This window comes from Providencia sp. AGC89, from assembly GCF_053543535.1.
The window spans coordinates 90,102-105,030 of the sequence record NZ_JBIXLP010000001.1; the positions used below are offsets into that span (position 1 = coordinate 90,102).

The 14,929-nt window shown below is 41.2% G+C and carries 13 protein-coding genes and 1 other RNA gene; 5 read left to right on the forward strand and 9 right to left on the reverse strand.

Going from position 1 to position 14,929, the window contains the following annotated elements; all coding sequences use genetic code 11:
• Positions 1 to 79 precede the first annotated feature (79 nt).
• The 3 genes from ACIPUA_RS00415 to rsmI form a co-directional block, all read right to left on the reverse strand.
• A complete protein-coding gene (locus tag ACIPUA_RS00415; RefSeq protein ID WP_254178405.1) occupies positions 80 to 1,156 on the reverse strand; it encodes a 4Fe-4S binding protein in 1,077 nt (358 codons plus the stop codon).
• A gap of 492 nt (positions 1,157 to 1,648) precedes the next feature.
• Positions 1,649 to 2,022, reverse strand: an RNA gene (gene rnpB, locus ACIPUA_RS00420) — RNase P RNA component class A.
• A gap of 95 nt (positions 2,023 to 2,117) precedes the next feature.
• Positions 2,118 to 2,990 (reverse strand): 16S rRNA (cytidine(1402)-2'-O)-methyltransferase, encoded by an 873-nt coding sequence (rsmI, locus tag ACIPUA_RS00425; protein WP_042846193.1) that lies wholly within the window; start codon positions 2,988 to 2,990, stop codon positions 2,118 to 2,120.
• A gap of 61 nt (positions 2,991 to 3,051) precedes the next feature.
• Here rsmI and ACIPUA_RS00430 point away from each other — a divergent pair, with 61 nt between their 5' ends.
• From ACIPUA_RS00430 to dolP, 4 genes are all read left to right on the forward strand, one after another.
• Positions 3,052 to 4,758 carry a penicillin-binding protein activator gene (locus ACIPUA_RS00430; protein WP_042846194.1) on the forward strand — a complete coding sequence of 569 codons (1,707 nt, stop codon included), beginning with the start codon at positions 3,052 to 3,054 and terminating at the stop codon, positions 4,756 to 4,758.
• Between the two features lie 46 nt (positions 4,759 to 4,804).
• Positions 4,805 to 5,179 carry a YraN family protein gene (locus ACIPUA_RS00435; RefSeq protein WP_042846196.1) on the forward strand — a complete coding sequence of 125 codons (375 nt, stop codon included), beginning with the start codon at positions 4,805 to 4,807 and terminating at the stop codon, positions 5,177 to 5,179.
• A gap of 651 nt (positions 5,180 to 5,830) precedes the next feature.
• On the forward strand, positions 5,831 to 6,421 hold the full coding sequence (gene diaA / locus ACIPUA_RS00440; protein ID WP_449059185.1) for a DnaA initiator-associating protein DiaA: 591 nt from the start codon (positions 5,831 to 5,833) through the stop codon (positions 6,419 to 6,421).
• Between the two features lie 9 nt (positions 6,422 to 6,430).
• Positions 6,431 to 7,006, forward strand: coding sequence for a division/outer membrane stress-associated lipid-binding lipoprotein (dolP, locus tag ACIPUA_RS00445; protein ID WP_349483638.1), 576 nt, complete (start codon positions 6,431 to 6,433; stop codon positions 7,004 to 7,006).
• Positions 7,007 to 7,069: 63 nt separating this feature from the next.
• Here dolP and mtgA read toward each other — a convergent pair whose 3' ends face one another.
• The 3 genes from mtgA to arcB all read right to left on the reverse strand — a co-directional run bounded on the left by mtgA (position 7,070) and on the right by arcB (position 11,029).
• Positions 7,070 to 7,792 carry a monofunctional biosynthetic peptidoglycan transglycosylase gene (mtgA, locus tag ACIPUA_RS00450; RefSeq protein ID WP_071548612.1) on the reverse strand — a complete coding sequence of 241 codons (723 nt, stop codon included), beginning with the start codon at positions 7,790 to 7,792 and terminating at the stop codon, positions 7,070 to 7,072.
• 8 nt (positions 7,793 to 7,800) lie between these two features.
• Positions 7,801 to 8,451, reverse strand: coding sequence for an isoprenoid biosynthesis glyoxalase ElbB (gene elbB, locus ACIPUA_RS00455; protein ID WP_048606189.1), 651 nt, complete (start codon positions 8,449 to 8,451; stop codon positions 7,801 to 7,803).
• 232 nt (positions 8,452 to 8,683) lie between these two features.
• A complete protein-coding gene (gene arcB, locus ACIPUA_RS00460; RefSeq protein ID WP_042846202.1) occupies positions 8,684 to 11,029 on the reverse strand; it encodes an aerobic respiration two-component sensor histidine kinase ArcB in 2,346 nt (781 codons plus the stop codon).
• Positions 11,030 to 11,329: 300 nt separating this feature from the next.
• Here arcB and ACIPUA_RS00465 point away from each other — a divergent pair, with 300 nt between their 5' ends.
• Positions 11,330 to 12,736 (forward strand): FAD-dependent oxidoreductase, encoded by a 1,407-nt coding sequence (locus tag ACIPUA_RS00465; RefSeq protein ID WP_042846203.1) that lies wholly within the window; start codon positions 11,330 to 11,332, stop codon positions 12,734 to 12,736.
• 99 nt (positions 12,737 to 12,835) lie between these two features.
• On the opposite strand, the gene sspB is transcribed toward ACIPUA_RS00465, so the two are convergent.
• The 3 genes from sspB to rpsI form a co-directional block, all read right to left on the reverse strand.
• On the reverse strand, positions 12,836 to 13,327 hold the full coding sequence (sspB, locus tag ACIPUA_RS00470) for a ClpXP protease specificity-enhancing factor (protein ID WP_042846406.1): 492 nt from the start codon (positions 13,325 to 13,327) through the stop codon (positions 12,836 to 12,838).
• A 5-nt stretch (positions 13,328 to 13,332) separates the two neighbouring features.
• Positions 13,333 to 13,986 (reverse strand): stringent starvation protein SspA, encoded by a 654-nt coding sequence (gene sspA, locus ACIPUA_RS00475; protein WP_042846204.1) that lies wholly within the window; start codon positions 13,984 to 13,986, stop codon positions 13,333 to 13,335.
• Positions 13,987 to 14,522: 536 nt separating this feature from the next.
• On the reverse strand, positions 14,523 to 14,915 hold the full coding sequence (gene rpsI / locus ACIPUA_RS00480) for a 30S ribosomal protein S9 (protein ID WP_004258235.1): 393 nt from the start codon (positions 14,913 to 14,915) through the stop codon (positions 14,523 to 14,525).
• Between the last annotated feature and the right edge of the window lie 14 nt (positions 14,916 to 14,929).

Below are 14,929 nucleotides of genomic sequence, written 5' to 3' on the forward strand. Positions count from 1 at the left end.
AAAACAGTCATTGTGACAAATGACAAAACAACAAATGCCCCACTCATCTAGTATGTAGTGGGGCTTTTTTCATTATATATTAATGACCTATCATTCGTGCATTCGGTATAATATGAAACCAATAATTATCGGGGACAGGGCTATCCCACACACCAAAGTAAGCAGCAACCCCGATGACACTAAATAACATTCCCAGAGTTAAAACTAACATAATTACCCCAGACAATGGGATTTGGCGTTTTTTTCTTGGCACTTGTAATGAAAAATTTAGGGTTGAAGAAACAGGGCAGGACTCCACGCACGTCATACACCCTGTACATTCCACCGTTCTTACCTTAATGAGCTTGTCGACTGGAATACGCGACGGGCAGTTCTTGGCACATTTTCCGCAATCAATGCAGCTTTCCACATCTCGACGAATTTTTACGGGGGAAAATAACGAAAATAGCCCCAACAATGCACCATAAGGGCACAAATAACGGCACCAAGCATTGCGAATAAACAAACTAATCACCACAAGAACAATAACACTCACCAAGGTAACACCGCTAATGTAGCGAAAGAAATCGAGCATTTTAACATCAATGATGATCCCATAAGGCGACATCATAAAATACTGGATCATCTGTGCAGGCATGGATAATGCTATATAGAGAAAAAAAGCTAATAGTAAATATTTTAAGCCTTTTAGAGGAATATCTAACCATTTAGGTAAATCGATTTGGTTTTGATAACGAAACAGTTTTTGCCCTATTTTCCCCGTGTATTCAGAAATTGTCCCTATTGGGCACATCCACGAACAAAAGGCTTTTTTCAATAATAAGCTAATAATTATGAAAGAAACCAAAAGAAACATTGAGGCCGCATGGATTACCGGAAAACTGCCTGTTTCTAATGTGTATTTTAAATTCATTAACCCAGCAATAGGTAGCCAACCCTCAATCCCACCCGGACGAGGAAGATAAAGCGTTGCCCCACCAGTTTCGTAGTAACGAACCCAGTAATAGAAAGTAATACCGATATAAAGGTTTATCGCCAAGAGTGTGAATTGTACAACTTTCCGCCAAGTTGATGCGTTCCGCCAATCATTCCAAGGAAGCTTTCCCCCTGTCGTACCGGGGCGGCGTTGATACCTTATACGTGGTTTTTTGGTCATATACGCCCATCTCTTTAACATGCATTTTAAATACCATTATTGTATTTACATATTCAGAAAACATATTGATTTGCATCAGGGGGTTGTGACGTTGATGGTTTGATACAACAAAATGGTGAAGGTTGACCAGAAAAATAGAAATAGAAAAATATTATCGTTGGTTTTTGCTAAATAATTCGAGTTGTGCCAAGGCGGCAAAATGAGGAAATCCCTAGGAGCATACAAAAGTATGTGACTAGGGTTGACGAGTGACGCCAACACAGGCACAACTTGAAGTATGACGAAAAAAAGGAGCATACAAAAGTATGTGACTCGAGTTGACGAGCAACGCCAACATAGGACAGCTTAAAGCACTACAAACTGAGATTTTTTCTAAATAGTTAGTGCTGTAACAAGGCAGCGATGTGAAGACAGCACGGGGAGCATACAAAAGTATGTGACCCGTGTGGCTGAATGAAGCTAACGCCGTGACAGCGCTAAGTATGACGAAAAAATGGGAGTTGGCCGATAAGCCGGGTTCTGTCGTGGACAACCATTCATCTAGGCCAGCACTTGCGCACTGGCTCCAGCAACCTACCCGAGTTCAATGCGGGCCGCACCATATGAACCCCTATTTGGTCTTGCTCCGGGTGGAGTTTACCGTGCCACGAACTGTTGCCAGTCGCGCGGTGCGCTCTTACCGCACCCTTTCACCCTTACCTGATCCTGTAAACAGGCCATCGGCGGTTTGCTCTCTGTTGCACTAGTCGTAGGCTTGCGCCTCCCAGACGTTATCTGGCACCCTGCCCTATGGAGCCCGGACTTTCCTCCCCTTTACCCGTCTCCCGAAGGGACAACGATAAAGCAGCGGTTGTCTGGCCAACTCCGCGGCGAATTATAGGCACTTTGTTGTAGCTTGTACAGACTCTAGCACCTGCAATTTACCACTTATATTAATGTAACCGTTTTATTTGCCTAAAAATCATTCATTGCTTTGATTATCAAGCATCAATTTATACAACATATTTTTCTTTAACCCATAAATTTCGGCTGTAATCGCTGCCGCTTTTTTAGGGGGAAGCTCTTTTTGTAATAAATTTAACGTGCGAACCACATCAGGGGAAATAGCCGAATCATCCTCTGGCTTCTTATAGCCTTCAACAATTAACACCATTTCGCCGCGATGGCGGTTTTCATCCTCTTTTACCCACGCCAACAATTCACCTACTGGACGGCCTTCAATTGACTCCCACGTTTTAGTCAATTCCCGAGCTAAAACAACATGACGTTCTGGTCCCCAGACTTCTACCATATCTGCTAAACTATCTAACAAACGGTGGGTTGACTCATAGAAAATCAGTGTCCGAGTTTCTTGTTCAAGTGATTGTAAAACGTCTTTACGGCCTTTTGTTTTAGCAGGTAAAAAACCTTCATAACAAAAACGGTCTGAAGGCAAACCGGCAGCAGACAGCGCAGTAATCGCTGCACAGGCGCCGGGTAAAGGCACAACACGGATACCAGCCTCACGACAACGATTGACTAAATGATAACCTGGATCATTAATTAAAGGTGTACCTGCATCAGAGACTAATGCGATACTATCGCCTTGTTGAAGTTTGCTAATTAATTGATCTGCCTTTTGCTGTTCATTATGATCATGTAGAGCGAACAGTCGTGCATTAATCGCAAAATTCTGTAAAAGAATGCCTGAATGCCGAGTGTCCTCTGCCGCAATAAGGTCAACATGTTTAAGAACATCCAACGCACGTTGCGTGATATCACCCATATTACCAATTGGGGTTGGGACGATATACAGCGTGGATGCCATAACCACAGCTTGATTAGGTTGGTTCATTGTTTCATCCGAATAGCCGGTTTAAAATTAAGCAATTGAAAAATACACCATTGGATACAGTATGCGTCCTTCAATTTTTTTGCATTTGAAAAAAGGGTTAATCTGCACAGCAATGCTATCTATATTTGCATTGTCAGGGTGCCAAATGGTATCGGATTACTTCCCGCCCACCCAAAAAACACCTGAGCAAAGTACGTCTGATGTTAGCAGCTACCAAGCCATCATTGATGCTGCTCAAGGCAAGCCCTCAATGGAAGCCCTGCGAGCTTATATTAGCCAAGAGCCTTTATTAAAAACAGCTGCTGAGCGCCAAGCCAATATTGATGGCCTCTGGAAGATGTTAACACAGTTAACGCCAGAACAAGTCCACGGAATTGAGGCTGATGAATATATTCTCCAAGGTTGGGTCGATCTTTTAGATATTTATCAAAACAACCAAGATGACCCTGATGCGCTACGCACCGGTTTCAACGACTGGAAAATGCGTTATTCAAATAACCCAGGGGCCACAATTCCCCCGACCCAGTTGCTCCAAGCAATGTTACCGCGTGTTGGCACAACCCCGAAAATAGCCCTATTTTTACCGATGAGTGGGCAAGGTCAGGTTTTCGGTCAAGCCATCATGCAAGGGTTTATGGATGCTCAAAAAGGGCTCCCGCAAACCACATCTCTTCCGGCTAACACAGCGAACGCTCAAAGTAGCGGTAATGATATACTCGACCAAATTTATGCAGAAGTCGCAGCGACTACGGGTGAAGCGCCTGCCACCACCGATAATGACTTGGTAACCTCCGCTTTACGTATTGATGCTACTCCGACAAATACACAAACGATCAAAGTCTTTGATACCACCAATCAACAAATGCCTCAACTGCTTGAACAAGCTAAAAATGAAGGATTTAACCTTGTTGTCGGGCCGCTGCTGAAAACAGATGTAAATGTGATAGCACAAATGGGTGCTCCTGTTAGCGTTCTTGCGCTTAACGAACTCGATAGCAACCAATTACAACCTCGTCCAAACCTCTGTTATTTTTCGTTATCTCCAGAAGATGAAGCGCAAAATGCAGCCGCTTATATGAGGTCTGAAGGCAAACAAATGCCTCTCGTATTAGTGCCAGCAAATGCCTTTGGCGATAGAATTGCCAAAGCCTTCGCTAAAGGTTGGCAAGAGAAAGGCGGCTCGACCGTGTTAATGCAAACCTTTGGTTCAGTACCTTCGCTAAAAGAATCCATTAACCGCGGTGCTGGTATCCGTATGACTGGAACACCTGTTAATACAGGGGAAACAGTTAGCCCACAATTAAGCCCTCAAATTGAAGATTCAACAGGTGCTATTGATGGTGTCTATATTGTGGCGACACGTGACGAGCTGACGCTTATCAAACCGATGATAGAAATGGCAATTAGCACCCGTTCACGTCCAGCACTTTATACGAGCTCACGTAGTAACCAAGCAGGTTCAGGGGCTGATTACCGCTTCGAAATGGACGGTGTTAAGTTCAGCGAGGTCCCTTTATTAGCTGGTGCAAACAATAGTTTACGCAAACAGGCTCAACAAAAGTTAAATAATGACTACTCACTATTTCGCTTATATGCAATGGGTATTGATGCATGGTCATTAGCTAATAATTTCGATAAATTACAGCAACCAGAACAATTACGTATTAATGGTGCATCCGGAGTACTCACAACAACACCTAATTGTGTTGTTTTCCGCGAATTACCTTGGTTACAGTTCAAGCAAGGGAAGATCCTTCCTGCTCAATAGGGTATAAACAAGTCATCGAGAAGGTGACTTTTCAGACAAGGACGTCATGAAAACAATCCAGAAACCCTTAAAATGGTTAACAGGTCGGTACTATGAACACCAAGTACTCACTTTCCTGAAACAACAAGGGCTAACGTTTGTCGAACGTAATGCAAGAAATCGAGCCGGTGAGATCGATTTAATAATGCGCGATAATACTGGTTGGGTATTTATCGAGGTACGTTTTCGTAAAAATGGTGATTACGGTAATGCACTTTTATCAGTAAACTGGCATAAACGTAGAAAATTATTAGCCGCTGCAAAATTATGGCTTGCGCAAAGGCAAGAAAGTTTCGATACCAGCTCGTGCCGTTTTGATATCTGCGCAATAACGGGTAACCAATTTGAATGGATACAAAACGCATTTAACGAAGATGGCTAGTATTCGTAATCTGAATGACAAATAAGCTACCTGAATAAATTAGCGAGTATAATCAACAACGCTACAAATATTACTTTTCGTTGTAGCAAGGCTGCAAGAGTGTAGTCAACGCCGCTACAGCATGGGATATGACGGGATTACCCTAAATAATTCGTGTTGTAGCAAGGCGGCAAGTAAGCTAATCCCTATGAGCATACATAAGTATGTGATTAGGGTTAGCGAGCGTAGTCAACGCCGCTACAGCATGGGATATGACGGGATTACCCTAAATAATTCGTGTTGTAGCAAGGCCGCAAGTAAGCTAATCCCTATGAACATACATAAGTATGTGATTAGGGTTAGCGAGCGTAGTCAACGCCGCTACAGCATGGGATATGACGGGATTACCCTAAATAATTCGTGTTGTAGCAAGGCGGCAAGTAAGCTAATCCCTATGAGCATACATAAGTATGTGATTAGGGTTAGCGAGCGTAGCCAACACCGCTACAGCATGGGATATGACGGGATTACCCTAAATAATTCGTGTTGTAGCAAGGCGGCAAGTAAGCTAATCCCTATGAGCATACATAAGTATGTGATTAGGGTTAGCGAGCGTAGCCAACACCGCTACAGCACGAAGTATGACGGGTAAATTTTGATAGGAAAAAACCAGTGCTAGACCGTATAAAAGTTTGTTTCACTGAAAGTATTCAAACTCAAATAGCAGCTGCTGAAGCGCTGCCGGATACTATATCCAGAGCTGCAATGATGATGGTTCAATCATTGCTAAATGGTAACAAAATTTTATGTTGTGGTAATGGTGCTTCTGCTGCCACAGCACAACGTTTCGCCGCGAGTATGATCCACCGTTTCGAAACTGAACGTCCTAGCCTGCCTGCATTGGCACTTAATACCGATAATGCTGTATTAACCGCTATCTCAGGCAGCAAACAACCGTCCGAAATTTATGCTAAACAAGTTAGGGCATTGGGGCAGCATGGTGATGTTCTAATGGCAATATCTACTCATGGTAATAGCAGTGATATTATTAAAGCTGTTGAAGCGGCGGTAACGCGAGATATGACCATTGTCGCTCTCACTGGCTATGACGGTGGAGAGCTCGCAGGGTTACTTGGCCCACAAGATGTTGAAATTAGGATCCCATCTCAAAGAAGTGTTCGTATCCAAGAAGTTCATTTACTTACTGTAAATTGTCTGTGCGACCTCATAGATAATACCCTTTTCCCTCATCAGGACGATTAAGGAGACAAAATGCGATTAATACCAGTTTTTGCCATAATCATGAGTACTATTCTTTTACAAGGTTGTATTGGTGCTGCTGTTGTCGGCTCTGCTGCTGTTGCAACGAAAAGCGCTACAGATCCTCGCACAGTTGGTCAGCAAGTTGACGATGGCACCTTAGAAGCACGTGTTAGTGGACAACTTAATAAAGATAAGGAAATAACAGGTAAAGCACGCATTATCGCGACTGCGTATAAAGGAAATGTGTTATTAACGGGGCAAAGCCCTGACATGGCTTGGGCTGAGCGTGCGAAACAAATCGCCTCGAATGTTGAAGGAACTACTGCTGTTTATAATGAGATTCGTAGTGGTGAACCTGTTGATTTAGGCACAGCCTCAAAAGACACTTGGTTAACAACCAAAGTAAAATCCAAAATTCTTGCCAGTGACAGTGTTAAATCGGGCAGTGTAAAAGTCATCACAGAAAATGGTGAAGTCTTTTTATTGGGGGTATTAACAAGGCAAGAAGGTGATGCAGCAGCAAAAATTGCGAGCGAAACAGACGGTGTTCGCCGAGTAACCACAGCATTCACTTATCTCAATTAATCATAAACAATAATATATTGGTATAAAAATAAAAGCCATGAGTTAAAAACCATGGCTTTTATCTTATTCCGAAGCCAATTGGTTTATTTTCAGAAAATTCTTACCGCCTAATAAGCGCATCTGATTCAAGATCCACGCTTGCCTTTTTAAAACATAAGAAGAGGGTGATTTTACGCTATACCTATGAGGATTAGGTAAAACTGCTGCTAATAATGCAGCTTCATTCATTGTAAGCTTGCTAGCAGGCTTATTAAAGAATTTATTTGCAGCCTCTTCTACCCCAAAAACCCCCTCTCCGAACTCAGCAACATTCAAATAAACAGTGAGTATTCTTTTTTTAGACCAGAAGAGCTCCATAACTGGAGTCATTGCTGTTTCAAACCCCTTTCTTATCCAGCTTCTTCCATCCCATAACCATACGTTTTTTACAGTTTGTTGAGAAATGGTAGATGCCCCTCTGACTGACTGTTTATTGATCATATTATGTTGATAAGCCCTCTCAATTGCATCAAGATCAAAACCCCAGTGATGAGGGAAATTTTGATCTTCAGCGGCAATTACAGCCAAATAAACATACGGAGAAATACGATTTTCATCTACCCATTTAGAATGAGATACATAAGAAAAATTTAAGTTTAACCATGCAGTAATTTGTCTTTCTGCCATTACTGCTGAAAATGGCACTGGTACATATTTAAAAAGAATGACGGAAAAAAGCCACACCACAAGTAATGAAATTGTGATCTTCTTTAACCAGTGCCACAATCTAGAAACAAAAGTTAGCATTTAAATAATCACGCCATTTCCAATACTTTCTTAACGAGCTTGTTAATACCTATATTTGCTTCAGAAATTGATTGAGCCAGCATATAAGCAGGTGTTGTAACAACTCGATTAACCTCATCAACTACAATGTCATCTACAGTACATTTGACGTGCTTCCCTCCCATGCTCTCTATCTGAGCAATCGTTTCACTATCATCACCAATAGTTAGTTCTACTGATGTATTTAACATTTTAGGAAGCATGACAGGAGCAATACACATCAGCCCTAGCGGCTTTTTCTGCTGATGCATTTCTCGTACTAAACTTAATAGTTCTTTATTAATTTCACACTCACTTCCTTTAACTGCGAAATTACATAAGTTTTTTGCAGCACCAAAACCACCAGGAATTATGAGGGCATCTAGCTTTGATGCATCAGCTGACGACAAAGGCGATATTTTCCCACGTGTAATACGAGAAGATTCTTCTAATTGGTTACGTTTCTCTGATTTTTCTTCACCAGTTATATGATTAATAACAGTAGGTTGATTATCATCAGGAGCGAAAAAATGAACTTCAGCATTATTTTGACTCAAAGCCAACATAGTTAATACAGACTCATGGATCTCGCTTCCATCAAAAACACCACAGCCACTTAAAATAACCGCAATTGATTTCATATCTTCCTCCATTTGTAGTAAATTATCTCTCAAGCGCTAAAGGGTAGAAACATCAATCTTCATCACAGATTTTAATGAATCTTGTAACAGATTCGCTAAATTTTGGTATCTTGATGTTGCCCTTTACGGTGATATACCTAATTTAATGATTTGCCAAGAACAAAAAATACATGCAGATCAACGATTTCCCTGGTGTTGGCGCAGTATTCGCGCACCCCAACTTCGGTTGGGGTTATTTTTTTGTACGCTCATCAACCCAGTTTCTTAAAGTTTCTATATCTGCTTTCCAGTCTTGTTTTAATTCATCAACCCATTCCTGAACATTATCCCACCATGCTGGTAAATCAGGAGATTGAATTTGCTGTGCGATTTTCTGTAAATTCTTTAAACCAACAGAGCCAGCGGCACCTTTAATTTTATGGGCCTCTTCAACAATACCTTTTTGGTCCTTAGCCACCATATTCGAATCAAGAATAGCTAAATAACCCGGCAACATTTTTTCAAAAACATCTAACCCATCATAAATCAGTTTGGGGCCGACTAATTCAATGTATTGCTCTAACATGTCACAATCTAATATAGACTCATCAACTTGTGATGTGACATCGCGGTTTTCAACTTCCTCATTTTGGGAAGTATGCTCCCCCCAAAATTGTTCTATAACTTGAGTTAAAGCAGGAACCGACAACGGTTTACTCAATACGCCATCCATTCCCGCATCAAAATATTCTTTTTTATCCTTAAGGACATTTGCCGTTAAGGCTATTAATGGCGGTAAATCTTCTTTGTCATACTGTTGTTTAAGCTGCCTAGAAATATCTAAACCTGTCATATCTGGTAATTGAATGTCTAATAACACTAAATCATATTCACCGGGAGCAAACATTGCTAATGCATCTTTACCATTCATCGCTACATCAACTGTATTGCCAAGGTTTTCTAATACAGAACACGCAACAACAACATTGAGTTCAATGTCTTCCACTAATAAAATATGCAAGGCTGGTAGTGGGTAATCATCATCACTGTCTTGATGTTCAGCGACTTCTTCTTCAACCACAGGCGCTGTAATTGATAAAGTAAAAGTAGAACCTTGGCCTATTTCACTCTCAACCTGTATGTCGCCCCCCATATTTTGTGCTAACCGACGTGATACAGAAAGACCAATCCCCGTCCCTGTTGCAGGTTTACCACCAGCAGAATCTGTTACTTGATAGTACATCGCAAAGATTTTATCTAACTCATCCTGAGGTATGCCAATACCACTGTCTTTTACCCTAAAAAAGATTTTGTTTTCAGGCTCTTGCCAAATACTTACTTTGACCTCACCTTGTTGCGTGAACTTAACCGCATTCCCAATTAAATTCCATAATACCTGCCGTAAACGCGTCCCATCAGTTAACACCGTTTTTGGCAAAGTAGGTGCCACATCCATAACAAATTTAAGCCCTTTGGGCTGAACTAATAACCCACTTAGATTCTCTAAATCATTCACAAACTCAGGTAATGCGACGGGTTGGTTATCTAGTTGGACTTTACGACGCTCAATTTTATCCATCTCAATGACATCATTAAAAATATTCCCTAATGTCACTGCACTGACATGAATCGTTTTTAAATAGCTAGATTGTTCTGAAGTTAAATTCGTATCGAGTAAAATACGACTAAGACCAACGATGCCATTAAGCGGCGTACGAAGCTCGTGGCTTATCGTTGAGATAAAGGTAGTCTTTTCCCTGCTCGCGTTCTCTAACGCCTCCTGGTAGCGTTTACGCTCTGTTATATCGCGACCAAAGCCCATAAGGCCATGCCGTTTACCTACTCGGTCATAAAATGGGACTTTTCGTAACTCAAAACAGGCTTTTCTGCCATCAGGGTAAACCAGCCACTGTTCATAAGTGAGGGAAACATTATGGCGGAAAACTTTTTCATCAGTCTCCATTACTTTAGATGCAATTTCGACATCATAAATATCTAGAGGTGTTAACCCAACTAAGTGTTTTTCACTTTTACCAGTCAACAGTTCCATTGCTCTGTTACAACCTGAAAACTCGTTATTTTCGTTGCGGTAATAAACTAAATCCGGTGATGCATCAAGGAATGAGCGCAGCAACACCGATTGTTGTTCAAGTTCAACCTGTGTTTGCTCTCGATATTTCATTTCTTGTTTGAGTTGTTCAAGCAGTTCCAAGTGCGCTCTTTCAGCTTTTTCGCGCTCTTGTATTTCAAGATTTAGTTGCTCAATATTGCCATGTAATTGAATGTTTAATTCCGCATCGCGCTTACGCATGACTTCAAGTTTATCGACCATGCGCGACAAACGTTGCCGCGACTCTTCTAACTGCTCAACAACAACCGAAAGAAAATAAACCGCTAAAGGGGTAATGATTAAGCCAAAGAAAATCGACCCGACCATATCGAGGCTATCAACATGCCCTCGCAAAAAGATTGTCACGGCCATCTGCATTATCATGGCAAGAACAACCAGCGCGGATGCTAGTAATAGTGAAAACCGCACCAGCCCTAGTTTCATCATCAAATCGACATAGTATTGCGCAAGGCCGCGAAGTACTTTCATAACCACCCCTTAGTTAAATTCTCTTTGAATCATATATCAAACAGGACAGTTTCGGATGTTTATTAATACAAAATGTCGATCCTGCTCATTCAATAGCCATTTTTTATTATTAATGATAAATAACAATCAGGAATTTTCTTTGCTTCTACTCGGGTAAAAACTCATTCTGAGTAAATCTTAATCACAATCAATTGAAAAACAAAATATTAATGCTGTTTATCTTTAAATATGGGCGATAAACTTAAAAGAAAACGCCAAGTTTTACCAAGTGAAATCAGACAAAGTTCATTAAGGAACACCATGAATTCTAACAGTTTCAACCTACAACGCCGCGAGCCACACAAAAAAGCACTGGCAACCCGTAAAATAGAGTTTGTTGAAATTTATGAGCCTGATAACGTTTCTGATATTCAACAACAATCAAGTCGTTGTCTGTCTTGTGGTAGCCCTTTTTGTGAATGGAAGTGCCCTTTACATAACCCAATCTCTAGTTGGCTTAAACTTGCAGCTGAAGGGCGTATCATTGAAGCCGCTGAATTGTCCCATCACACCAATAGTTTACCCGAAATATGTGGCCGTGTTTGCCCCCAAGATAAGTTATGCGAAGTCGCTTGTGTACTACATGACGACCATGGTGCAGTGACTATTGGCCACATTGAACGCTATATTAATGATACTGCCTTTGCATTAGGCTGGCGCCCCGACCTTTCTCATGTTTCTCCAGTCAATAAGCGTGTTGCTATTATTGGGGCTGGCCCCGCTGGGCTAGCTTGTGCCGATGTTCTTGTTCGTAATGGTGTCGAGGCTATCGTTTTTGATAAACATCCCGAGATTGGGGGACTACTGACATTTGGTATCCCAGCATTTAAGTTAGAAAAACACGTTATGATGCAGCGACATGAAATTTTGGCAGAAATGGGGGTACAGTTTCAGCTTAATACTGAAATAGGTGTTGACCTCTCGTTAGATGCGCTTCTTAGCACCTATGACGCTATTTTTATTGCTACAGGTGCCTATCAGTCAATTAAAGGGAACCTCTCAACTGAATCAATTCAAGGCGTGTATGAGGCTCTGCCCTATTTAATCGCGAATACCCGTCATTTAATGGCACTACCTGCATCTACAGACCAACCCTACATTGATTTACATAAAAAACGCGTGGTTGTTTTAGGTGGGGGGGATACCGCGATGGATTGCACTCGGAGTGCTATTCGTCAAGGCGCTGCACAGGTTAATTGTGTCTATCGTAGAGATAAAGCAAGCATGCCCGGGTCGCAAAAAGAAATAACGAATGCATTAGACGAAGGTGTTCAATTTTATTTTAATACCCAAGCGACCAAAGTAGCCACCAATGAAAATGGTCAGATTACTGGCATTTATGCTTCTCGAACCCAAAAAGGTGAACTCAAAGATGGGCGTTATCAAGTAGAACTCATTGAAAATTCAAATACTTTTATCGAAGCTGATGTGGTTATTGTTGCTTTTGGTTTTCACCCATACACTCAATCTTGGTTAGCAGAGCAAGATGTTAAGCATAATCAGCACGGTCATATCTTAGCTAGTCATCATACGGGTTTTCCATACCAAACATCCAATCAAAAGATATTTGCAGGGGGAGATGCCATTAGGGGTTCTGACCTTGTAGTCACTGCGATTGCTGATGGCCGCGGAGCAGCTGAAGGAATTTTGCTTTTTCTCGGTGTTTAATTACCGAATAATACTTAAAAAAAAAGAAAAACAGAGGGATTATCCCCTCTGTTGATCGTTATTACTTGATTTCTAAAGTAATGAAAACTGATAAGCCTGTTATTTGACAACTCTTAGTGCAGGTCTACCTTTCGGAGGCCTAGGTGGCTCATCACCTGATGGTTCTTGCGAACTTTCATCAGGAAGGTCAGCTTCATGAACTAAAGTAATATTATCTTCTGGTTCTTCAATATCTTCGACCCCTGAGGATAACTCTGCATCATAAGCAGTCTCAGGTTCAAACATCATACCAGCCCCATTTTCACGTGCATATACCGCCATAATTGCTGACATTGGAACATACACTTGACGCGGCACACCACCAAAACGGGCATTGAAACGCACTTCTTCGTTGGTGATTTCGAAATTACCGACGGCTCGAGGCGCTACATTCAAAACAATTTGCCCATCCCGAGCAAACTCCATAGGAACGTTTACATCGGGAACGGTGACATCAACCACCAAATGCGGAGTCATATCGTTATCAAGTAACCACTCGTAGTGGGCACGTAACAAATAAGGACGACGTGGTGACATTGGTGTCATTTCCATCATTTTTAGCCTCTTCTAATAGGCTGTCTAGACTCGCGCATTTCTTTTTCAGCATCCGTCAATGACGCGCTGAATCCGTCACGGTCAAAAACGCGATCCATATAAAAATGTAAGTATTTGCTGATTGATGGGTTAATTTCAATACCGAGTACAGGTAAGCGCCACAGCAATGGAGCCAAATAGCAATCGACGATGCTAAATTCTTCGCTCATGAAGAAGTCCATTTCAGCAAAAACAGGAGAAACTGCGATCAGCTCTTCAGATAATTGACGGCGGGCATTTGCAGCTTCTTGTGCCGTGCCTTTCTCAATTTTGTCCATCAATGAATACCAGTCATTTTTAATGCGATACATTAATTGACGGCTTGTACCACGTGCAACTGGATAAACAGGCATTAATGGTGGATGAGGAAAACGCTCATCAAGGTATTCCATGATAATATGTGGGTCATAAAGCGTTAGATCACGATCAACCAACGTTGGAACGCTATGGTATGGGTTGAGGTCAATCAAATCTTTATGTTGCTGACCAGGTTCAACATATTCAATTTGAACACTAACTCCTTTTTCAGCCAGAACAATACGTACCTGATGGCTAAAAATGTCAGTTGGGCTAGAGAACAATGTCATTACCGAACGTTTATTAGGAGCGACAGCCATTAAAACCTCCAAAATACAAAATGGACGAAATGTAATTAAGTATTTAATTACCGATTACCCATTTTAAAATCCCCAGTGTCCGTCTTTCATTTATCCATACTGAAAGCCAACACAACCCTCCCGCACAATAAAGGCGAGAAATCCGAAATAAAAAACAGGCACATATTCTAACAGATTTTGTACAGCTTAGGGGGGAAGCATCGAAAAAATCATAAGTATATTTCAATGACAGGTTAAATCACAAAAAAAATAGTTTTATTAACTAAAAATACACTTATATATGGACTTAAATCCTTGGAGTTGAATCCATACTTTGGTTATTTAATAATAAATAAATGAACTAAATAACACCCAACTAATAATAATTTTAAATTCTAAACTAAATAATTCTTTTTTCTACAAATTATATCAATTTCTTTTTAATCGCTATATTTAATCAAGTATTACCAATATTAATTAATCAAAAACAACAGACAATAAAAAACCCGCCATAAAGGCGGGTTTTTTCATTAATTTCATGCCCAAAGGGCAATAAATTAACGTTTGGAGAACTGCGGACGACGACGTGCTTTGCGCAGACCCACTTTTTTACGTTCAACAGAACGCGCATCACGGGTAACAAAACCAGCTTTACGCAGATCAGAACGAAGAGTCTCGTCGTAAGCCATCAGTGCACGTGTAATACCGTGACGGATTGCGCCTGCTTGACCTGAAATACCACCACCTTTAACAGTGATGTACAGATCCAGTTTTTCTAACATTTCAACCAGCTCTAACGGCTGACGAACAACCATGCGCGCAGTTTCGCGACCAAAGTATTGTTCCAGTGTACGTTGATTGATTGTGATGTTACCGCTACCCGGCTTAATAAAGACACGAGCAGATGAGCTTTTGCGGCGACCAGTGCCGTAGTATTGATTTTCAGCCATTGCTATAATCCCGA

What these genes read in the sequence shown, in the direction of transcription:
- ACIPUA_RS00415 (WP_254178405.1), bottom strand. Translation starts at nt 1,156, where the DNA reads ATGACCAAAAAACCACGTATAAGGTATCAACGCCGCCCCGGTACGACA.
- rsmI (WP_042846193.1), bottom strand. Translation starts at nt 2,990, where the DNA reads ATGAACCAACCTAATCAAGCTGTGGTTATGGCATCCACGCTGTATATC.
- ACIPUA_RS00430 (WP_042846194.1), top strand. Translation starts at nt 3,052, where the DNA reads ATGCGTCCTTCAATTTTTTTGCATTTGAAAAAAGGGTTAATCTGCACA.
- ACIPUA_RS00435 (WP_042846196.1), top strand. Translation starts at nt 4,805, where the DNA reads ATGAAAACAATCCAGAAACCCTTAAAATGGTTAACAGGTCGGTACTAT.
- dolP (WP_349483638.1), top strand. Translation starts at nt 6,431, where the DNA reads ATGCGATTAATACCAGTTTTTGCCATAATCATGAGTACTATTCTTTTA.
- mtgA (WP_071548612.1), bottom strand. Translation starts at nt 7,792, where the DNA reads ATGCTAACTTTTGTTTCTAGATTGTGGCACTGGTTAAAGAAGATCACA.
- elbB (WP_048606189.1), bottom strand. Translation starts at nt 8,451, where the DNA reads ATGAAATCAATTGCGGTTATTTTAAGTGGCTGTGGTGTTTTTGATGGA.
- arcB (WP_042846202.1), bottom strand. Translation starts at nt 11,029, where the DNA reads ATGAAAGTACTTCGCGGCCTTGCGCAATACTATGTCGATTTGATGATG.
- ACIPUA_RS00465 (WP_042846203.1), top strand. Translation starts at nt 11,330, where the DNA reads ATGAATTCTAACAGTTTCAACCTACAACGCCGCGAGCCACACAAAAAA.
- sspB (WP_042846406.1), bottom strand. Translation starts at nt 13,327, where the DNA reads ATGGAAATGACACCAATGTCACCACGTCGTCCTTATTTGTTACGTGCC.
- sspA (WP_042846204.1), bottom strand. Translation starts at nt 13,986, where the DNA reads ATGGCTGTCGCTCCTAATAAACGTTCGGTAATGACATTGTTCTCTAGC.
- rpsI (WP_004258235.1), bottom strand. Translation starts at nt 14,915, where the DNA reads ATGGCTGAAAATCAATACTACGGCACTGGTCGCCGCAAAAGCTCATCT.